Annotated in this window: 17 protein-coding genes; 11 read left to right on the forward strand and 6 right to left on the reverse strand. The window is 72.0% G+C overall.

Annotated features, from left to right (window positions below; all coding sequences use genetic code 11):
* Nucleotides 1-24 precede the first annotated feature (24 nt).
* The 3 genes from A3CE_RS0120130 (at nucleotide 25) to A3CE_RS0120140 (ending at nucleotide 2886) form a co-directional block, all read left to right on the forward strand.
* Nucleotides 25-981: a glycosyltransferase gene (locus A3CE_RS0120130; RefSeq protein WP_020641911.1), complete on the forward strand. Its 957-nt coding sequence runs from the start codon at nucleotides 25-27 to the stop codon at nucleotides 979-981.
* A gap of 9 nt (nucleotides 982-990) precedes the next feature.
* Complete coding sequence (locus tag A3CE_RS0120135) at nucleotides 991-1866, forward strand: HhH-GPD family protein (protein WP_026468677.1); 876 nt, start codon at nucleotides 991-993, stop codon at nucleotides 1864-1866.
* 63 nt (nucleotides 1867-1929) lie between these two features.
* The gene (locus tag A3CE_RS0120140; protein WP_020641913.1) at nucleotides 1930-2886 is read left to right on the forward strand and encodes a peptidoglycan recognition protein family protein; all 957 of its coding nucleotides are present in this window, start codon (nucleotides 1930-1932) and stop codon (nucleotides 2884-2886) included.
* A 130-nt stretch (nucleotides 2887-3016) separates the two neighbouring features.
* Here the strand turns inward: A3CE_RS0120140 and A3CE_RS0120145 are convergent, their stop codons facing one another.
* The gene (locus A3CE_RS0120145; RefSeq protein WP_020641914.1) at nucleotides 3017-3763 is read right to left on the reverse strand and encodes an alpha/beta fold hydrolase; all 747 of its coding nucleotides are present in this window, start codon (nucleotides 3761-3763) and stop codon (nucleotides 3017-3019) included.
* Nucleotides 3764-3837: 74 nt separating this feature from the next.
* Between A3CE_RS0120145 and A3CE_RS0120150 the strand changes: the two genes are divergently transcribed.
* Entirely contained in the window at nucleotides 3838-5244 is a 1407-nt protein-coding gene (locus A3CE_RS0120150; protein WP_020641915.1) for a M1 family metallopeptidase, read from the forward strand.
* Here the strand turns inward: A3CE_RS0120150 and A3CE_RS0120155 are convergent.
* On the reverse strand, nucleotides 5230-6618 hold the full coding sequence (locus A3CE_RS0120155; RefSeq protein ID WP_026468678.1) for an AAA family ATPase: 1389 nt from the start codon (nucleotides 6616-6618) through the stop codon (nucleotides 5230-5232). The two genes, A3CE_RS0120150 and A3CE_RS0120155, sit on opposite strands and share 15 nt — an antisense overlap.
* 49 nt (nucleotides 6619-6667) lie before the next feature.
* Here A3CE_RS0120155 and A3CE_RS0120160 point away from each other — a divergent pair, with 49 nt between their 5' ends.
* Together A3CE_RS0120160 and A3CE_RS0120165 are read left to right on the forward strand one after the other, a co-directional pair.
* Complete coding sequence (locus A3CE_RS0120160) at nucleotides 6668-6979, forward strand: antibiotic biosynthesis monooxygenase family protein (RefSeq protein WP_020641917.1); 312 nt, start codon at nucleotides 6668-6670, stop codon at nucleotides 6977-6979.
* Nucleotides 6972-7799: an SIR2 family NAD-dependent protein deacylase gene (locus tag A3CE_RS0120165; RefSeq protein WP_020641918.1), complete on the forward strand. Its 828-nt coding sequence runs from the start codon at nucleotides 6972-6974 to the stop codon at nucleotides 7797-7799. Before A3CE_RS0120160 ends, A3CE_RS0120165 begins: the two co-directional genes overlap by 8 nt.
* On the opposite strand, the gene A3CE_RS53570 is transcribed toward A3CE_RS0120165, so the two are convergent.
* Entirely contained in the window at nucleotides 7756-8922 is a 1167-nt protein-coding gene (locus A3CE_RS53570) for a hypothetical protein (protein ID WP_125591929.1), read from the reverse strand. The two genes, A3CE_RS0120165 and A3CE_RS53570, sit on opposite strands and share 44 nt — an antisense overlap.
* A 25-nt stretch (nucleotides 8923-8947) precedes the next feature.
* A complete protein-coding gene (locus A3CE_RS0120175) occupies nucleotides 8948-9910 on the reverse strand; it encodes an endonuclease/exonuclease/phosphatase family protein (RefSeq protein WP_185839820.1) in 963 nt (320 codons plus the stop codon).
* A gap of 231 nt (nucleotides 9911-10141) precedes the next feature.
* Here A3CE_RS0120175 and A3CE_RS0120180 point away from each other — a divergent pair, with 231 nt between their 5' ends.
* Complete coding sequence (locus A3CE_RS0120180; RefSeq protein WP_020641921.1) at nucleotides 10142-11122, forward strand: daunorubicin resistance protein DrrA family ABC transporter ATP-binding protein; 981 nt, start codon at nucleotides 10142-10144, stop codon at nucleotides 11120-11122.
* Nucleotides 11119-11925 carry an ABC transporter permease gene (locus A3CE_RS0120185; protein WP_020641922.1) on the forward strand — a complete coding sequence of 269 codons (807 nt, stop codon included), beginning with the start codon at nucleotides 11119-11121 and terminating at the stop codon, nucleotides 11923-11925. Before A3CE_RS0120180 ends, A3CE_RS0120185 begins: the two co-directional genes overlap by 4 nt.
* 75 nt (nucleotides 11926-12000) lie before the next feature.
* On the opposite strand, the gene A3CE_RS0120190 is transcribed toward A3CE_RS0120185, so the two are convergent.
* A complete protein-coding gene (locus tag A3CE_RS0120190; RefSeq protein WP_020641923.1) occupies nucleotides 12001-15201 on the reverse strand; it encodes an AfsR/SARP family transcriptional regulator in 3201 nt (1066 codons plus the stop codon).
* 147 nt (nucleotides 15202-15348) lie between these two features.
* Here A3CE_RS0120190 and A3CE_RS0120195 point away from each other — a divergent pair, with 147 nt between their 5' ends.
* A complete protein-coding gene (locus A3CE_RS0120195) occupies nucleotides 15349-16782 on the forward strand; it encodes a M1 family metallopeptidase (RefSeq protein WP_026468679.1) in 1434 nt (477 codons plus the stop codon).
* Nucleotides 16783-16865: 83 nt separating this feature from the next.
* Complete coding sequence (gene pcp / locus A3CE_RS0120200; protein ID WP_020641925.1) at nucleotides 16866-17507, forward strand: pyroglutamyl-peptidase I; 642 nt, start codon at nucleotides 16866-16868, stop codon at nucleotides 17505-17507.
* On the opposite strand, the gene A3CE_RS0120205 is transcribed toward pcp, so the two are convergent.
* Nucleotides 17504-18163: an Ig-like domain-containing protein gene (locus A3CE_RS0120205; protein WP_020641926.1), complete on the reverse strand. Its 660-nt coding sequence runs from the start codon at nucleotides 18161-18163 to the stop codon at nucleotides 17504-17506. The genes pcp and A3CE_RS0120205 overlap by 4 nt on opposite strands.
* A gap of 157 nt (nucleotides 18164-18320) precedes the next feature.
* Here A3CE_RS0120205 and A3CE_RS0120210 point away from each other — a divergent pair, with 157 nt between their 5' ends.
* Nucleotides 18321-18689: a hypothetical protein gene (locus tag A3CE_RS0120210; protein ID WP_020641927.1), complete on the forward strand. Its 369-nt coding sequence runs from the start codon at nucleotides 18321-18323 to the stop codon at nucleotides 18687-18689.

Consider the following 18689-nt stretch of genomic DNA (forward strand, 5'->3'; position numbering starts at 1 on the left):
TCGTGACATCCGAATGGGGACAGCATGCGCGTGCTCTTCGCCGGCCTCGCGTCGGCCGGCCACACGTACCCGATGGTCCCGCTCGCGGTCGCGGCGCGGGACGTCGGGCACGAGGTGCACTTCGCCGCCGGTGAGCACGTCCACGCGCCATTGCACCGGCTCGGGCTCAACCCCTTCCGGCCCACGGATTCGTTCTACGAGATCTACGCCGAAGATCTCGAGCCGGACCTGGCGCGGCTGCGGCCCGACCTGGTCGTGCACGGGTGGGGCGTCCCGGAGGTGGCGGTGGCCGCGCGACGCGCCGGAATTCCCTCGCTCTGGCACGGGTTCGGCCGGCTGTTCCCCGAAGGTATCGGATTCGAACGCCCGGACGGCGGGACGCACCTGGACATCTGCCCGCCGTCCCTGCAGGACGAGCACTTCCTCGCGACGGCCGAGCGGATCGCCCTGCGTCCGGTGCCGTTCTCGGAACCGGCGCCGCCGGTCGACGGCCGCCCGCTGGTCTACCTGACGCTCGGCACCGCGTTCGGCACCCCGGAGGTGCTCACCACGGCGATCCGCGGGTTGGCGGCGCTCGACGCGCACGTCGTGGTCGCCACCGGCCGGGTGCGACCGGAAGACCTCGGCGCCGTGCCGGGCAACGTCACGGTCCGGGCGTGGGTGGACCAGGCGGCGGTCGTGCCGCACGCCGACCTGGTCGTGCACCACGGCGGCAGCGGCACCACGCTGGGCGCGCTCGCCACCGGCGTCCCGCAGCTGGTCCTGCCGCAGGGGGCCGACCAGTTCGCCAACGCCGAGGCGCTCCTCGCGGCGGGGGCCGCGGTGCGCCTCCTGCCGGGTGAGCTGAGCGCGGACGCCGTCACCGAACAGGCCCGGAAGGCATCGTCCTGCCGCGACGCGGCCCGCGTGATCGCCGCGGAGATCGCCGCCATGCCCGCCCCGGACGAAGTGGCCCGCGAGCGCCTCCCCGAGGTGAAGTAGCCTCCCGGCGTGGCTGTGGACGCTGACGTACTGCTCGACTGGTTCTCCGCGCGCGGCCGGGATCTCCCGTGGCGCGAGCCCACCTGCTCGGCCTGGGGCGTCCTGGTCAGCGAAATCATGCTCCAGCAGACTCCCGTCGTCCGCGTGCAGCCGATCTGGCACGAGTGGATGGCGCGCTGGCCGGTGCCCTCGGCGCTGGCCGCGTCCTCCCAAGGCGAAGTCGTGCGGGCCTGGGGAAAGCTCGGCTACCCACGCCGTGCACTGCGGCTGCACGAGGCCGCCGGGGTGATTGCGCGCGAGCATGGCGACGTCGTTCCGTCCGATGTGGACACTCTGCTCGCGCTGCCGGGGATCGGGGCCTACACCGCGCGCGCCGTCGCCGCGTTCGCCTACGGGCGGCGTGCGCCGGTCGTCGATACGAACGTGCGGCGGGTCGTCGCGCGGGCCGTGCACGGGGCCGGGGACGCCGGGCCCGCGTCGAACACCCGCGACATGGCCGACGTCGAGGCGCTCCTGCCCGCCAAAGACGCGCCCGCGGCCAAGTTTTCCGCCGCGATCATGGAACTCGGCGCGCTGATCTGCACCGCGCGTTCGCCGAAATGCGCGGACTGCCCGATCTACGACGAATGCGCGTGGCAGCACGCCGGACGGCCGGAGTACGCCGGGCCGGCCAAGCCGGTCCAGAAGTTCGCCGGCACCGACCGGCAGGTCCGCGGGCGGCTGCTCGACGTCCTGCGCGGCAGCGAAGGCCCGGTCGAGAAGGCCCGCCTCGACCTCGTCTGGCACGACAGCGGCCAGCGCGACCGCTGCCTGGACTCCCTGCTGGTCGACGGCCTGCTCGAACAGACCAGGGACGGCCTCTTCGCCCTGCCAGGTGAACACTAACGCGCTACGACCAAAGTTGGTCAATAGTTGTCATCGGCGCGAACCGGAGTTACCTTTCTCACCATGGTCCACGTTGACCGCCGGACCCTGCTCAAGGCGGGGATGACCGCGACCGCGGCCGGCGCACTGGGGATGACGACGACGGGGACGGCCACAGCGGCCGTGCCGACACCGACGATCCACCCGACGTCCGAGTGGGGCGCCCGGCCCGCCGCGGGCACTATCGTGGTGGAGAACCACAAGCCGACCTACATCGTCGTGCACCACGCGGTGGACCCGCCGATGAACAACGACTTCTCACTGGCCCGTGCGTTCTACGTCTCGCGGTTCATCCAGAACCTGCACATGGACAAGAACGGCTGGATCGACAGCGGCCAGCAGTTCGCGAACAGCCGCGGCGGGTTCGTCACCGAGGGCAGGCATCGCAGCCTGGAAATCCTGCGCGGCGGCACGCGGCACGTCCAGGGCGCCAACGTCGGCAACCACAACAGCGAGGTCATCGGCATCGAGAACGAAGGCCTGTACAGCACGGTGGACGTGCCGCCGGCGCTGTGGAACTCGCTGGTCTCGCTCGTCGCCTACATCGCGCACCAGTACGGCATCGCGCCCGAGTTCATCAAGGGCCACCGCGACTTCAACTCGACCGAGTGCCCCGGCCAGGTGCTCTACAACCGGCTGCCCGAGCTGCGGACGGCGGTGGGCCGCGTCCTCGGCGTCGCGGTGACGCGGTCCGAGGCGGAGTGGCCGCTGCTCAAGCCGGGTGACACGGGCCGTCGGGTGCAGCTGGCCCAGCGGTTCCTGCGGGCGTCCGGATTCGGCGTCCCCACCGACGGCGTCTTCGGGAAATCGACGAAGGACGCCGTGGCCGCTTTGTCCGTTCAGGCCGGTCTGCCGCGCGACACCTGCACCGCGGCGAAGGCATCCGACGAGACCGGCTTCCTCGGCGCGGACGTCTGGCCCCTGATCGTCCCGGCCGACCGCTCGACGGCGGCCTGGCGAGCGGACCTGTCCCGGACCTGAAGGGTCGACACGCGTGATGGGGAGGTCGACACGCGTGATTGAAGGGTCGACACGGCGGCACAACGGCGTGCGCGGCGTGTCGTCCCTCTGATCACGCGTGTCGGCTCCGCAATCACGCGTGTCGTCCGGTTCAGCGGGACAGGACCTGGCTGAGGAAGGCTTCCACCGCGCCTCGGTAGGTCTCCGGGGCTTCGTCGTGGGGCAGGTGGGCCGAGCCCGGGACCACGAGGTGGTGCGCGCCCGGGACGCGGTCGGCGACGAGCGCCTGCTGGCCCGGCGGCATCGCCGTGTGCTCGCCCTCGACCAGCAGCAGCGGGCAGCCGATTCCGTCCACAATGGACCAGAAGTCCCGGCGGCCCCACTCGGCGGCGATGACGTACAGGTCCTCGAGGTCGGCGACCAGGTGGAAGCCGTCCTCGCGCTCCTCGACGCAGTCCGCGAAGTACCCGCCCGCGTCGCCGAAGAACTCCCGCACGTGGTCGAGCGACTTGAACGAGACCGGCCAGCTCTCGAAGTACCCGCGCCAGGTCTCCACGGTCCGGCCGCGCTGGTCCGGCGCGAAGTCCTCGGACACGACCGCGCGCACCAGTTCCGGATACCGCGCGGCGGTCGCCCAGGCGTGCAGGCCGCCCATCGAGTGCCCGATGAGCACGGCGGGACCGGCGCCGAGGGTCCGCAGCGCTTCGGCGACGTCGTCGGCGAAGCGCTCGGTCGTCCACGGCCCGACGCGCGGCGCGTTGCCGTGGCCGCGCGCGTCGAGGCCGTACACCGCGCCGTAGGGCCGGAGCCACTCCGCGACCCGCCACCACGTCCGCGCCCGGCCCATCAGGCCGTGCAGCAGGACGATCGGCACACCGCTGCCGCCGAAACAGAGCACGCGGCCACCTAACCACAGATCCCCTGGTGCGGAACGTGACGAAGCGATCGCTTTCCATCACCTATGGTGGTCGTATGCGCCGCCGACTCACCGCCCTCGCCGTCTGCGCCGCGGTGATCGTCGCCGCGGCCTGCGGCGGCGACGCCGTCACGGCGGCACCCCCGCCACCGCCGATGCACCCGGCTCCGGGGGCCGCGGGCGCCGGCGATCCGTACTACCCGGACGACGGCAACGGCGGTTACGACGCGCTCGGCTACCAGGTGGGCGTGACCTACGACCCGCCGAGCGGGCACCTCGACGGCGACACGACAGTCACCGCGAAGGCCACCCAGGACCTCAGCCGGTTCGACCTCGACCTGCGCGGCCTGGACGTGCACGGCGTCGAGGTCGACGGCAAGCCCGCGCGGTTCACCCGGGAGAAGGCGTTCGAGCTGGTCGTCACGCCGCCGGAGCCGATCCGGGCCGGGACGACGTTCCGCACCCGGGTGAAGTACGGCGGCGACCCGGCGAAGACTCCGCACGACGGCGGCAGCGAGAACGGCTGGCAGCACTCGGCCGACGGCGGTGCCTACCTGGTCGGCGAGCCGCACTCGGCGGCGTTCTGGTACCCCGTGAACGAAACCCCGCGCGACAAGGCCACCTTCACGCTCACCGCGCACGTCCCGCCGGGGTGGACGGTGATCTCGAACGGCCGCGAGGGGCCGCCGGGCACCTGGACCGAGCCGAACCCGGTCGCGAGCTACCTGACGACCATCGCGATCGGCAAGTTCGACGTCGACAGGTCGACCTTGCCGGACGGGACGCCGGTGGTCTCGGCGTACTCGCCCGGAGCCGAGGCCCGCCGCGCGATCGGCGACCGGCTGCCGGAGGTGCTCGGCTTCCTGAGCGGCAAGTTCGGGCCGTACCCGCAGTCGGCGGCCGGCGGGATCTTCCTGAACGAGGACGTCCGGTTCTCGCTCGAGACACAGACCCGGCCGACGTACGCGAAGTGGGCCGACCTGCCGACGCTGGTGCACGAGAACACCCACGAATGGTTCGGCGACTCGGTCTCGCTCGAGAACTGGTCCGACATCTGCCTGAACGAGTGCTTCGCGTCGTACGCGCAGTGGCTGTGGGCCGAGCGCGAGGGCCAGAACCTGGACGACCGCTACCGCGCGGCCATCGAAATCACCCACGGCAGCACCGACTTCTGGGCGCAGAAGCTGGTCGGCATGGGCCAGGGCCACGAGTTCGAGGGCGTCTACAACAAGGGCATCCTCGCGCTGCACGCCCTGCGCCGCCAGATCGGCGACCCGGCGTTCGACCGGCTGCTGCACGACTGGCCGTCCCGCTACCGCCACGGCAACGCGACCTGGCCGGACTTCGAGGCGCTGGCGACGCGGATCAGCGGCAAGAACCTGCGCGCGTTCTTCGACGACTGGTTCCGCGGCACGAAACTGCCCGCCGACGCCGACCTGTTCCCCGGCTCACTGCGCAGCTGAGCTGCCCAGCAACGAACGCGTCAGCGCACTCCGCGCGTCCTGCATCTCCCGCAACGCCGCCGCCAGCTCCTCGTCCCCGACGACGACGTCCTCGTCCGGGCGCGCGTTCAGCGCCAGCAGCGACGCCCGGCGCAGCAGTTCCTTCGCGAACGACGCCGTCATCCCCTTCGTGGCCTCGACGACCGGGCCGAGATCCGCCGTCAGCGTCAGGCCCCGCGCGTACAGGCGGAGCAGCGCTTCACGCCCGGCCGCGTCCGGGAGCGGGATCTCGACGGCGAGGTCGACGCGGCCCGGGCGGTCCGCGAGGGCCTTCTCCAGCTCGCCGGCCCGGTTGGTGGTGAGCAGGAACGTGACGTCGGCGTCGCCGCCCACGCCGTCCATCGCGTCGAGCAGCGTGAACAGCAGCGGCTGGACCATCGGCCCGTAGCTGCGGTCCTGCGCGATCAGGTCGACGTCCTCCAGCACGACCACACTCGGCTGCAGCCGCCGCGCCAGCTCCGCGGCCTTGCCGATGAACCGCATCGCCGTGCCGGTCAGGATGATCACCGTGGTGCCCGGCAGGCGGCTCATCAGGTAGCGGACCGTGTGCGTCTTGCCGGTGCCGGGCAGGCCGTGCAGCAACAGCCCGCGCTTGAGGTGCTGGCCCGCGGCCAGCAGCCGCTCGCCGTGTTCCGCGATGCCGACCGTGTGCCGCTCGATCGCGTCGAGCACGCCGTCCGGCAGCACGACCTCTTCGCCGGTCAGCGTCGGCCGCGGGAGGAACGTGAGCAGCTCGTTGCCGCGGTGCTCACTGGTGCCGAAGGCCAGCACCTGGCCCCGCAGGAGATCGTGCTCGGACATCAGCCGCTCGACGCGGTCGCGCACTTCGGTGGCGGTCACCCTCGACGTCGCCAGGACCTCCAGCCGGCACTGCTCGAGCCCCCACTGCGGGTTCGGGCCGCGGATGGCGAGCAGTACCGGCTCGCCGTCCGGGGCGTGCGTGCCGACGAGCCCGAGCTGCACCGCCTCGGTCGCGTCGTCCGGGCCGATCGCCGTGGTCGTGTAGTCCACCGAGCCGAGTTCGTACATCCCTTGCCTGCGCGCGGTGGCGAGCATCCCGATCAGGTCTTCGTGCGTGCGCTGGCCGCCCGCGACGCCGAACCAGTCCACGGCCGTGCCGTGCTCGGCGAGGTAGGCGTCGGCTCCGCGCTGGATGTTGGCGTGCTCCCACATCGGCCAGTTGCGGGTCACGACCACGACCTCCGGCAGCGGTGCCCCCAGGTGGCCGGTCACACGCTCGATCAGTTCGTTGCCCCCGCCGCCGGCGACCTGATCGGCGGTGGCGCGGACGATCCGGGCGAGGTCCACCGCGAGTTCGCGCTCTGCACTCCCCATGCCACCACAGTGGCACGGATCACACCTCGCGGCCAACTAGTCTGGAGCCATGAGTGTCGTGAAGATCAACGCCATCGAGGTCCCCGAAGGCGCCGGGCCCGAACTGGAGAAGCGGTTCGCCGCCCGCATGCACGCGGTCGACGAGCAGCCGGGCTTCCTCGGCTTCGAGCTACTGCGCCCGGTTTCCGGCGAGACGCGCTACTTCGTGTACACGAAGTGGGAGACCGAGGAGCACTACCAGGCGTGGGCGAAGGGCGGCCCGGCCGCGGCGGCGCACTCGGGCGAGCGGGCCAAGCCCGTGTCCACCGGGGCGAACCTCCTGGAGTTCGAGGTCGTCCTCGGCTCGAAGCCGGGTGAGTGACCTCGCTCACGCCGCGGAGCTCCTGGACGGCGCCGGCGCGCTCCTGATCTGCGCCGGCGCCGGAATGGGCGTCGACTCCGGGCTGCCCGATTTCCGCGGTGGGGAAGGGTTCTGGCGCGCTTATCCGCCGTACGCCCGGCTCGGGCTGCGGTTCGAAGAGATCGCCGACCCGCGGCACTTCGCCGAGGACCCCGAGCTGGCCTGGGGTTTCTACGGGCACCGGCTGGAGCTGTACCGGAAGACCGTGCCGCACGAAGGTTTCCGGCTGCTGCGGTCATTCGGTTCGCGCCTGCCCGGCGGTGTCCGCGTGTTCACATCCAATGTGGACGGTCAGTTTCAGGCGGCGGGCTTCGGGTTCGTCGCCGAAGCGCACGGCTCGATCCACCACCTGCAGTGCCTCGGCGGCTGCACGTCCGAGATCTGGCCCGCGTCCGGAGTCACCGTCGTGGTCGGCGAAGAGACCATGCGCGCGGTGCCGCCGCTGCCGTCGTGCCCCCGCTGCGGCGGGCTCGCGCGGCCCAACATCCTGATGTTCGGCGACTTCTCCTGGGTCCCGGACCGCAGCCAGGCCCAGCTGGACGAGCTGACGGCGTGGCGCCGGACCGCGCGTGATCTCGTGGTGGTGGAGCTGGGTGCGGGCCAGGCCGTCCCGACCGTCCGCCGGTACGCCGAACTCGCGAGCGCGGCGTCCGGCGCGTTGATCCGCATCAACCCGCGGGAGCCGGAGATCCGCCACGGCCGCGGGGTGTCGATCGCGGCCGGGGCCCTGGAAACGCTCAGGAAGCTGGCCGCAGCCAGAGATCCCGGTTCCCGGCGATGAGCACGCGCCCGTCGGCCAGGGTCGCGGCCACCCGCACCTGCGACCCCCCGCAGCCCAGTTCCCCGCGCTGCCAGCCCTGACCGTCCCGCACCAGCACGGACGAACAGAACCGGGTGTTTTCGTTCGGCCGCTGTGGTTCGAAGGTCCGTCCGGCCAGCACCGGGTTGCCGTGCGCGTCCAGCGTGCCCGCCACGATCCCACCCGGCCCCGGAGCGTCCACAGTGGACCACGCACCCGGCTTGCCGGTGACCACGAACGGTTTCTGCGAGAAGCCGTTCGAGACCTCGCCGTAGAGCAGCCACTGCCCGGCGACCGGCAGGATCCCGTAAACCAGCGTCTGGTCCGACGCCGTCGAGAGCTCCGACACCGTCCAGCTGCCGCCGCCGTCGTGGGACGCCCAGATCTGCAGCCGCGGGTTCGAATACCCGGCCGCGAGCAACTCGGCGCCGTTCGCCGCCACCGACCAGGGGCCGTTCGCGCCGTCGATCCCCGGAACGACCGGCATGACCACCGTGCGTTCGGACTTGCCCTCGTCGTCCGACACCCACGCGACCGGCCGGGTCGTCTGCCCGTCCAGGAACGCCGTGCCGACGGCAACGAGGTTGCCGCCCGACCGCGCCAGTGCTCTCGGGTCACGCTGACCGCGCAGCTCGGCGAGTTCGGTGAGCGTGCCGTCGGCGTCCCGGCGGGTGAACTTGGTGTACACGCCGAGCACCGAGCCGTCCGGCCCCGGCACCGCCCCCACCGCGGGCAGCCCGCCGCCACGCCAGCCGTTGCCCGCGCGCACGACTTCCGGACCGGGCCCGCCGCTGCCCGGCGCCGGATCGATCTTCAGCTTCTCGCAGCCCGCGTCGCCGGTCCAGTTCGCGTTGACCTCGCGGTAGCCGTTCGAATAGTTGCCGAGGCCGAGCACGCAGCCGCCCACCGGGACCAGCGTCTTCAGCCCGACGTTCGACGCCACCCAGTCGCCGTCGGCCGGGAACTGGACCGCCCCGGCGTGTGCGGTGAAGCCGAGGGCGCTCTTCGGGCCGTCGCCGGGATGCGAGCCGTTCCCCGAAGTGGCTGGCTTTTGCCCGCAGCCCGCGACGAGCAGGACCAGCAACAGCGGCACGAGTCTTCGCATGCCGGTCAGCCTGCCAGGAACGCCGTCACGGCAGGCGCACTTCGGCGAAAACCGCCCGGTGGTCGCTGCCCGGGACGTCGAAGACCCGGTAGTCCCGCACCGCCGCCCGGTTGTCCACCACCACGTGGTCGATCGTCACCACCGGGGTGTGGTCCGCCGGCCACGTCGGCACCAGTGCCTCGCCGCGCTCCTCCGCCGCGTCGTTGTAGCCGCGGGACAGCACGGTCCGGAACGCCGCGTGGTCCAGCGTCGCGTTGAAGTCGCCCGCCAGGACGCGCAGGCCGTGCTCGCCCGCCGCACGGGAGAGGTCCTTCATCTCACGCTCCCACTGCGGGGTGTCGACGTCCGGGGAGACCGGGTGCACGGCGACGATCTCGGCCACCACGCCGTCGCCGAGGTCGGCCTGGGCACCCGGCTGCTTGGCCGCCGAATCACCCGTCAGGTTGATCTCCGTCAGCGGGAACCGCGACACGATCCCCGAGCCGAACGCGCCGGGCGCCGGGTGCAGCACCCGGTACGGCAGCGTCTCGAACAGCCCGGCCGCGGCCAGCCCGTCGACCGCGCCGGGCGTCATCTCGACCAGGTTCAGCACGTCGATCCGCTGCTCCCGCACCAGGTCGACGACGGCCTTGGGGTCCGCCCGGCCGTAGAGCAGGTTCGACGCGAGCACCCGCAGCGTCTTGCCGTGCACCTCGCGCTGGTCGCTCGCCGACAGGCGCGGGACCACGAGGACGGCCAGCACGATCGCCAGCACCAGCGCGACCCCGCCGGTCCACCAGCGCCGCAGCGCCAGGGCGAGGCCGCCGAGGAGGACGCCGGCGGCCGCCGCGTACGGCGTCAGCGACAGCGCGACGAGGGTGTACCAGTCGCCGTCGAAGCCGATCAGGCGCAGCGCGGCCAGGGCGCCCAGCAGCACCACCGGCACCATCAGTAAGGCCGTGACCAGCGGTTTCTTCCGCCGGGACCGCGTCTGTTCCGCAATCACCATGCTGCCGAGTATGCCGAGCCCGGCCCCGGGCGGCCCGGGCGACGGCAACTCCTCCACAAGATCTCCACCAGTGGCTGCCAGCGCCTACCAGCGCGCTGTGCGTGGCTTGACAGCCCGGACCTCCACTGTTGATCCCTGGAAGCGACAGCTGAGTTTTCTGGGGCCCAGCCCCAGACCCCAGGCCGGGGGCAAGCCCCCTGGACCCCCAAAAGCAGTCAAGGAGGAACGCCCATGTCGCACGCGATCCAGGCCGAGGGCCTGGTCAAGCGGTTCGGGGAGACCAAGGCGCTGGACGGGGTGGACCTCGAGGTCCCGTTCGGCCAGGTGGTGGGGGTGCTCGGGCCGAACGGCGCGGGCAAGACGACCGCCGTCCGGATCTTGGCGACCCTGATGAAACCGGACGCCGGCAGAGCCACGGTCGGGGGCTACGACGTGGTCGCGGACCCGGTGCGGGTCCGCAGCCTGATCGGGCTGACCGGGCAGTACGCGTCGGTCGACGAGGACCTGAACGGCATCGAGAACCTCGTCCTGATCGGCAGGCTGTACGGCTACTCCCGCGCGGCCGCCAAGGCGCGGGCCACCGACCTGATCGAGCGGTTCGAGCTGACCGCCGCGGCCAAGCGGCCGATCCGGACGTACTCGGGCGGCATGCGGCGGCGGCTCGACCTGGGCGCGAGCCTCGTCGGCCGGCCCGAGGTGCTCTACCTCGACGAGCCGACCACCGGGCTCGACCCGCACGCCCGCAACGAGGTCTGGGCCGTCGTCCGCGGCCTCGTCGCCGAGGGCGCGACGGTGCTGCTGACCACGCAGTACCTGGAGGAGGCCGACCAGCTCGCCGACAAGATCACCGTGTTCGACCACGGCCGGGTCGTCGCCGACGGCCGCGCCGACGAGCTGAAGCGCCTGGTCGGCGGGCAGACACTGCAGGTGCGGCCGACCCAGCTGTCCGACATGGACGCCGTCAACCGGATCCTCGGCGACCTGTCCGGCGTCCGGCCGACCCGCGACGACGCGAGCGGGCTGCTCACCGCGCCGGTCGACGACCCCGTCCTGCTGTCCACTTTGGTCCGCAAGCTGGACGAAGCCGGGATCACCGCGGACGAGCTGGCGCTGCGGCTGCCCAGCCTCGACGAGGTGTTCCTCGCCCTCACCGGCCACAAGGCCGAAGAGCCGACCGAAGACGTCCGTGACCTCGAAGGGAGCCTGGCATGACGACGCTGGCCCTCGACCGCCCCGCCCCGCCCCGGCACATCAGCCCCGGCAAAGGGGTCCAGCACGCGCTTTCGCTGGCGTGGCGCGGCATCCTGAAGATCCGCAAGAACCCCGAGCAGCTCGCCGACGTCACCCTGATGCCGATCGTCTTCCTGGTGATCTTCGTCTACCTGTTCGGCGGCGCGCTGTCCGGCTCGACCGACGCCTACCTGCAGATGGTCGTGCCCGGCATCATCGTGATGAACATCCTGCAGGCCTGCCTGACCGTCGGCGTGCAGCTCAACACCGACGTCACCAAGGGTGTGTTCGACCGGTTCCGCAGCATGCCGATCGCGCGCTCGGCACCCCTGATCGGCGCGGTCCTCGCCGACGTCGTGCGCTATGTCGTGTGCCTGACCGTCCTGATGATCGTGGCGACGATCATGGGCTACCGGATCGCGACCAGCCCCGGCGAGTTCGCCGTGGCGATCCTGCTCGCGCTGGCGTTCGGGCTGAGCTTCTGCTGGGGCTCGGTGTTCGTCGGCATGCTGATGAAGACGCCGGGCTCGGCGCAGGCGCTGATGTTCGTCTTCATCATGCCGCTCACGTTCGGCAGCAACGTGTTCGTGCAGACGAACACCATGCCGGGCTGGCTGCGGGCGTGGGCCGACATCAGCCCGGTCAGCCTGATGGCGAACGCGCTGCGCGGCCTGATGAACGGCGGCGCCGTCGCCGGGCCGCTGGCCGGGGCGCTGGCCTGGATGGCTGGGGCGATCGTCGTGTTCTTCCCGTTGGCGACGTGGGCTTACCGCCGGCGGGTCTGAGGGGCGCGCACGCACGGGGGTGAGTCGCGCCAGGGGAAGCTGAAGGGGACGTTCGCCGGGGGGCGGACGTCCCCTTCAGTCGTTTCCGCCCGCTTCGTCCAGCAACCAGGCGACGATGTCCTTTTTGGACACTTGACGCGCTCGTTCGTACCGCTCGTCGTAGTCCGGCAGTGCTTCGCGCAGCTCGGCGATCAGTTCGCGCAGCTCGGGACTGCCCCGGTCCAGCCGGCCGCGGACGACAGCGGAGGCAGCGACCACCCGGGCGGCGGTCTCGTACCGGCCCTGCCGCGCGCGGACCATCGCCAGCAGTTCGACCGCGCCCGCCATGTCCGGCATGTCACCACGCCGGTTCGTCGCCTGGATCGCGACGGCGAGGTGGCCCTCCGCTTCTTCGGCGCGGCCTTGGAGCAGCAGGATCCGCGCCTCGAAGACGTGGATGAACTCGTCGCCGATACCGCCGGGGAACCAGTCGTCGCCGCCCAGCTCCTTGACCCGGTCGAGCAGCGCCCGCGCTCCGGCCACGTCACCCGTGCGCAGCAGCAGCTCCATCCGGCCGAACATCAGGATGGCCCGGTGCTGCACGTTCGTGATGGCTTCGCCGTAGCGTTCCGCGGCCTCCTGGTCGCGCCAGGCGCCCTCGATGTCCCCGGTGCGCGCCCGTTCGACGGCCAGCCGCCACCACTGCTGCACGGCGTCCTCGTGCGAGCGCAGCTCCATCGAAAGCGCCAGGCCCTCCTGGAAGGTCTCGATGGCCTTGGCGCTTTCGCCGTCCTGGGACAACGCGCTCGCCTTGAAGCTCAACGTCATCGCGAGGCCCCACCGGTCGCCGACCGCCGAGAACCCGGCGTGGGCGAGATCGCGCGCCCGGTAGGCCCCCTCGACGTCACCCAGGTCTTCGAGCAGGAAGCTGTCCACCCAGTGGCCGCCGGCCCGGGTCCACGGGTCCGCGTGCTGCTGGGCCCGGCGCACCTCCCGGTCGGCGACCTCGCGGTCACCGCCGAGGAAGGCCAGCATCGGCAGGGCGACCGCGAGCCCGGGGTACCGGGTCACCGCGTCACTGCGCACACAGTCGTCGACCAGCTCGAGGATCCCGTCCCGGTCCGAGCGGACCGGGATTTCGTCCATGAGGTAGAGCAGCGCCCGGTAGGCGGCCGCCACCTCGGGCGGCAACCGCTCGCCGAACGCGAGGGCCTCGCGGATCAGCCCGCCGACCCGGCTGCCCTGGCCGAGCACGGTGAGGTACCAGAACATGCCGTCCAGCAGCCCGACCGCGTTGTCCACATCGGACATCTCGATGGCACCGCGCAGAGCCGCGACCATGTTCGCGCTTTCGGCCTCGTACTGGTCGATCGCCCGCAGCTGTTCGCCGGTGCGCAGCGTCGGCTCCAGCCGCTGCGCGAGCTCGGCGTAGTACGACGCCACCGCCCGGCGCATCCGGTCGTACTCGCCCGACTCGGCCAGCCGTTCGGTGGCGTAGGCCCGCAGCGTTTCGAGCATCCGGTACCGCGGCTCGCCGTCGACACCGGCCACTGTGTCCACAATGGACTTCTCGACCAGGCTGCCGAGCACGTACGGCACGTCGGCGGCGGGCAGCAGCTCGTCGGCCCCGGGGTTGCCGGCCCCCGTGTTGTCGGCACAGACGGCCTCGATCGACTCCAGCTCGGCGCCGCCCGCGAACACCGCGAGCCGCCGGGCCAGCACGAGTTCGGGCTCGGTCAGCAGGTCCCAGCTCCACTCGACCACCGCGCGCAGCGTCCGCTGGCGCGGCAGGGCCGTGCGGCTGCCCGAAGTGAGCAGGCGGAACCGGTCGCCGAGGCGTCCGGCGATCTGGGCCACGCTCATCGAGCGCAGCCGCGCGGCGGCCAGTTCCAGCGCCAGCGGCATCCCGTCGAGCCGGCGGCAGATCTCCCCGACCTGGTCCACAGTGGACTCGTCGAGCACGAAGTCGGGACGGACCGCCGCCGCCCGGTCGAGGAACAGCCGGGTCGAGTCGAGCTCGGCGGCCTCCGCGGGCGCGGCGCGTTCCGCGGGCACCGGCAGCGGGCCGAGCGGGCAGAGCGCCTCCCCGGTGATGGCCAGCGGCTCGCGGCTGGTGGCCAGGATCCGCAGCCGCGGCGCCCGGTGCAGCAGCTCGTCGGCCAGCCGCGCGGCCGCGTCGACGACGTGCTCGCAGTTGTCCAGCACCAGCAACGCCTCCGCGCCGCCGAGCACCTCGACCGCCTGCGCCACGGGGTCCGCTTGGCGGCGGTGGACCTCGGTCTCCGTGCGGATGTCACGGACCTCGAGCGCGCCCAGCAGCGCGCCGCCGACGTCGTCGGGGTCGCGCACGCCGGCCAAGGCGGCGAACCAGACCCGGCCGCGCTGGTGGGCCGGGTGCCGCGACGCCGCCTCGGTGGCCAGCCGGGTCTTGCCCGCCCCGCCCGGCCCGGTCAAGGTGACCAGCCGGGCGCCGCCGAGCAGTTCGGCCAGCAGCTTGAGCTCGTCGTCGCGGCCGACGAACGTGGTCAGCCGCGTCGGCAGCCGGTCCGCGACGGGCGACGGCGGAGCGAGCTCCCCTCGCAGCGCCGCGACGTGGATCTCCTGCAGCTCGGCCGACGGGTCGACACCGAGCTGGTCGGTCAGCGTGCGGCGGAGCCCGGCGTAGACGACCAGCGCCTCCGGCTGCCGCCCGGCCGCGCAGAGGGCGCGCATCCGCAGCCCGGCGAGCCGTTCGCGCAGCGGGTCGGCGTCCGCCGCGGCGCTCAGGTCGGCCAGGACGCCGGCGTGCTCACCCAGCCGGACCAGTGCGTCGAACCGGTCCTCGGCCGCCTCCGCCCGCAGCCCGGCGAGCCGCCGGGCGGGCGCGGCCGCGAACGGCGCGTCAAGGACGTCGGCGAGCGCGTCACCCTGCCAGAGCGCGAGAGCCTCGGTGAGCAGCTCGGCCGCGCGAACGTCCCGGCCAGCGGCGAGCTCACGGCGGCCGTCCGCGGCGAGCCGTTCGAACCGCTCGGCGTCGACATCGTCGGAACCCAGTGCGAGCCGGTAGCCGCCCGGGCCGGATTCGACGGCCACCGGGAGCGCTTTCCGCAGGCGGGAGACCAGTGACTGCAGGGCGTTGGCCGCGTCGGACGGCGGTTCGCCACCCCAGAGCCCGTCCACGAGCGCGTCGGCCGGGACCGCGCGCCCGGCGTCGAGCGCGAGCCTGGCCAAGAGCATGCGGAGGCGGGCACCGCCGATGTCGATCGGCGTGCCGTCGTCTTCCGCCGCCCGCAGCGGGCCCAGCAGCGCAACGCGCATGCGTCCAGCTTTCCAGACGCTCGCACGTCGCCGGGCGGGGCAGACGGAAGTGCTGATTATCCGGACAAATCCGGCGTGAGCCACCGAATCGTCCGTTCCTGCCGATACGTTGCGGAGCGAAGTGACTCCACACGAACAGGAGCGTCAATGAGGGCACAGAAGCCTGTTGTGGTGGTGGCCGCCGTGGTCGCCAGCCTCTGCCTCGGCGCGGGTGTCGCCGCGGCCGGTGAAGGCTGGGGCCCGGCGCGGCCCGGCAGCGACGGGGCGGGCGACAGCTACTACCCGCAGGACGGCAACGGCGGCTACGACGTCGCCGACTACAACCTCAAGGTCGGCTACGACCCCGCGTCGCACCAGCTCACCGGGGTCCAGGACATCTCGGCGCGGGCAACCCAGTCGCTCAGCTCGTTCGACCTGGACCTGCACGGCCTGACCGTCGACTCGGTGAAGGTCGACGGCCGGGACGCGAAGTTCAGCCGGACCGGGGACCACGAACTGGTCGTCACGCCGTCTCGAGCGCTGTGGCGAGGCCAGAACTTCGCGGTCAAGGTTGCCTACCACGGCGTGCCCGCACCGATCAGCGACCCGTCGCTCGGCGACAACGGCTGGCAGTTCACCCCGGGCGGCGCGACCTTCGTCGCCGGCGAGCCGAAGTCGGCGACCACCTGGTACCCGGTCAACGACACCCCGCTGGACAAGGCCACGTTCCACCTGGCGATCACCGTGCCCGACGAGTGGGGCGTAATCGCCAACGGCCGCGAACGCGGCTCCGTCAAGGCAGCGGGCGGCACCACGCATGTGTGGGCCGAAGAGACGCCGATCGTGCCCTACATGACGACGGTCGCGATCGACAAGTGGACCTTCGACCGCCAGAAGCGCGCGGACGGCACGCCGATCGTCAGCGCGTTCGCCCCCGGCGTGCCCGACTCGGCGAAGCAAGCCGAAGCACGGCTGCCGGAGATCCTCGACTTCCTCGAGTCCAAGTTCGGCAAGTACCCGATCGACGCGGCGGGCGGCATCTTCCTCAACGCGCAGATCGGGTTCTCGCTGGAGACGATGAGCCGCCCGATCTACTCCGGCGGCTGGGCCGGGGTCGTCCCGGTGATCGTCCACGAGAACGCCCACCAGTGGTACGGCGACTCGGTGGCGGTCGCGCACTGGCGCGACGTCTGCCTCAACGAGTGCTTCGCCTCCTACGCCGAGTGGCTGTGGGACGAGGCAAAGGAGGGCGTCGACCTGAACAAGCAGTACGCGACCAAAGTCCAGAAGGCGTCGACGGCGTTCTGGAACGGCAAGCTGTATGACATGGGCGCCGGCCACGAGTTCACGTACGTGTACTCGAAGGGCCCGCTGATGCTGCACGCGCTGCGCAACTACATCGGGCAGCCGGCGTTCGACTTCGTGCTGAAGACGTGGCCGTCGCTGCACCGCGGTGGGAACGCGAGCATGCAAGAGTTCCAGTGCTACACCGAGCTCGTCGCGCACCGGAGCCTCAAGGGCTTCTTCGACGCGTGGGTGTACGGCACCGGCAAGCCCGCAGACCAGTACCTCTTCCCCGGCACCCTGAAGCCGGCCGCCTGACCAGTCCGCGGTAAAGCCGTGAATGGCACATTGAGGGACTTAGAGTCTCTCAATGTGCCATTCACGGACTTCGGGAGGACGGCATGGCCAGGGTGCTGATGACGGGGTTCGCGCCGTTCGGCGGCGAGTCGGTGAACCCGTCGTGGCAAGCGGTTTCGCCGGTGGGCGCGCGCCGGAACGACGTCGCCGCGGTCGAGCTGCCCTGTGAGTTCGGTGCGTCGCTGCCCGCGTTGCGCCGGGCGCTCGACGAGCACCGGCCGTCGCTGGTGGTCTGCGTCGGCCAAGCGGGCGGCCGCTTCGACGTGACGCCGGAGCGCGTCGCGATCAACCTGATCGACGCACGGATCCCGGACAACGCGGGCGCGCAGCCGGTGGACGTCCCGGTGGTCCCGGACGGCCCGGCGGCCTACTTCACGACGCTGCCGGTTAAGGCGTGCGCGGCGGCGATCCGTGCCGCGGGCGTGCCGGCGTCGGTCTCCCATACCGCCGGGACGTACGTGTGCAACCAGGTCTTCTACGGCCTGATGCACCTGCTGGCAACGGACTTCCCCGGCGCGCGCGGCGGTTTCGTGCACGTCCCGTTCAGCCCGGAGCAGGTCGCGGCCGCCGGCAAGCCCGCGCCTTCACTGAGCGTCGAGAAGATCGCCGACGCGCTGGAAGCCTTGGCGGACACGGCGTCGACGGTCACCGAGGACCTGCCGGTCAGCGCGGGCGCGGAGCACTAGCCGCCGCGGCCGGTGAGCTCCACGAACGCCGCCGGGCCTGGGACGTTGTGGTGGACCGTCAGGTCCACGACCCGTTCGCCGCTCGCGGCCGGGGTGAAGCTGACCACCAGCGTGCACCGCTTGCCCGGCTCGACGTCGTGGCCGACGCACGCGCTCGCGTCCACCGCGAAGTCCGGGCCGTCCAGCTCGATCCCGCTCACCCGCAGCGCGCTCGCGCCGACGCTGCGGATCGCCACCGTGCACGTCGTCGTCGTGCGCACGGGCGTCGCGCCGCAGGCGACCGACTCCGGGACGAGCACGCGGGGCACCGCCGTCTCGGGCACCACCGGGAACGTCGCCGGGCGCCCGCGCACGACGTCGAGCACGGTCACCCCGGTCACCGTCAGGACCAGCGCACCCGTTGCCAGCAGCACGATCGCGATCGCCTTGATGCCGCGGGCGCTGCCGTCCTTGGCGGTGAAGCCGCCGGCCGCCAGCACCGTGACCGCCAGCGTCGAAACCAGCGTCGCCTCCGGACCGGCGCCGATCGCGGCCGGGACGAGCGTGCCGAGCAGCGACGCCGCGACCGTGACGGCGAATCCGGTCCAGGAGAACCGTTTCGCGTCGCGCAACTGGCTCCGCACGGTCGGCGCTCGGGCTTCGGTGAGTGTGCTCATGCAGGGAGGAGCGCCAGACCCCGCGGGCAAGGACAAGGTTCGCCCGTTCGGCGGTACGGCGGGCCGCTCGTGATCTGGGGCACACCGCCGGCAAACCACCCTGCCGGTCGATCGAACGGTGTTTACATGTCCGAAGTATCCGAAGCAGAGGTGAGTGATGATCGGATTCGAGACCGACCTGCAGGACCTGCGGGACTCGGCCGGAGCCCTCCAGGACGCGGCCGACGCCGCGGAAACCGCGTCGAACGGCCTGCGCGGCACCGACGTCCCCCTTTCGGTCGTCGGCGGCATCCTGGGCGGCATGTTCCCCGCGGACAACGCGTTCGGCCGCTCGCTGGGCATGCCGGCCGTCGCGGCGGCCTACAACGACCACCTGGCGAAGATCCAGAAGCTGGTCGCGCAGCTGCACCAGACCACCGCCGACACCAGTCACGCGCTGGTGCGGGTCGCGGAACTGTACGAACAGGCGGACGCGGACTCGCAGCGGCACGTCAACCGCGCGGCCGCGGGCCTGGAAGGGAACTGA

The sequence above is a fragment of the Amycolatopsis balhimycina FH 1894 genome (assembly GCF_000384295.1).
In the GTDB taxonomy this organism is placed as follows: Bacteria; Actinomycetota; Actinomycetes; order Mycobacteriales; family Pseudonocardiaceae; genus Amycolatopsis; species Amycolatopsis balhimycina.

Bases quoted from the DNA above. Each gene is read 5' to 3' on its own strand.
- A3CE_RS0120185 (WP_020641922.1), top strand. From the start codon at position 11,119: ATGACGACGCTGGCCCTCGACCGCCCCGCCCCGCCCCGGCACATCAGC.
- A3CE_RS0120175 (WP_185839820.1), bottom strand. From the start codon at position 9,910: ATGGTGATTGCGGAACAGACGCGGTCCCGGCGGAAGAAACCGCTGGTC.
- A3CE_RS53570 (WP_125591929.1), bottom strand. From the start codon at position 8,922: ATGCGAAGACTCGTGCCGCTGTTGCTGGTCCTGCTCGTCGCGGGCTGC.
- A3CE_RS0120205 (WP_020641926.1), bottom strand. From the start codon at position 18,163: ATGAGCACACTCACCGAAGCCCGAGCGCCGACCGTGCGGAGCCAGTTG.
- A3CE_RS0120210 (WP_020641927.1), top strand. From the start codon at position 18,321: ATGATCGGATTCGAGACCGACCTGCAGGACCTGCGGGACTCGGCCGGA.
- A3CE_RS0120195 (WP_026468679.1), top strand. From the start codon at position 15,349: ATGAGGGCACAGAAGCCTGTTGTGGTGGTGGCCGCCGTGGTCGCCAGC.
- A3CE_RS0120150 (WP_020641915.1), top strand. From the start codon at position 3,838: ATGCGCCGCCGACTCACCGCCCTCGCCGTCTGCGCCGCGGTGATCGTC.
- A3CE_RS0120155 (WP_026468678.1), bottom strand. From the start codon at position 6,618: ATGGGGAGTGCAGAGCGCGAACTCGCGGTGGACCTCGCCCGGATCGTC.
- A3CE_RS0120130 (WP_020641911.1), top strand. From the start codon at position 25: ATGCGCGTGCTCTTCGCCGGCCTCGCGTCGGCCGGCCACACGTACCCG.
- A3CE_RS0120140 (WP_020641913.1), top strand. From the start codon at position 1,930: ATGGTCCACGTTGACCGCCGGACCCTGCTCAAGGCGGGGATGACCGCG.
- A3CE_RS0120180 (WP_020641921.1), top strand. From the start codon at position 10,142: ATGTCGCACGCGATCCAGGCCGAGGGCCTGGTCAAGCGGTTCGGGGAG.
- A3CE_RS0120160 (WP_020641917.1), top strand. From the start codon at position 6,668: ATGAGTGTCGTGAAGATCAACGCCATCGAGGTCCCCGAAGGCGCCGGG.
- pcp (WP_020641925.1), top strand. From the start codon at position 16,866: ATGGCCAGGGTGCTGATGACGGGGTTCGCGCCGTTCGGCGGCGAGTCG.
- A3CE_RS0120190 (WP_020641923.1), bottom strand. From the start codon at position 15,201: ATGCGCGTTGCGCTGCTGGGCCCGCTGCGGGCGGCGGAAGACGACGGC.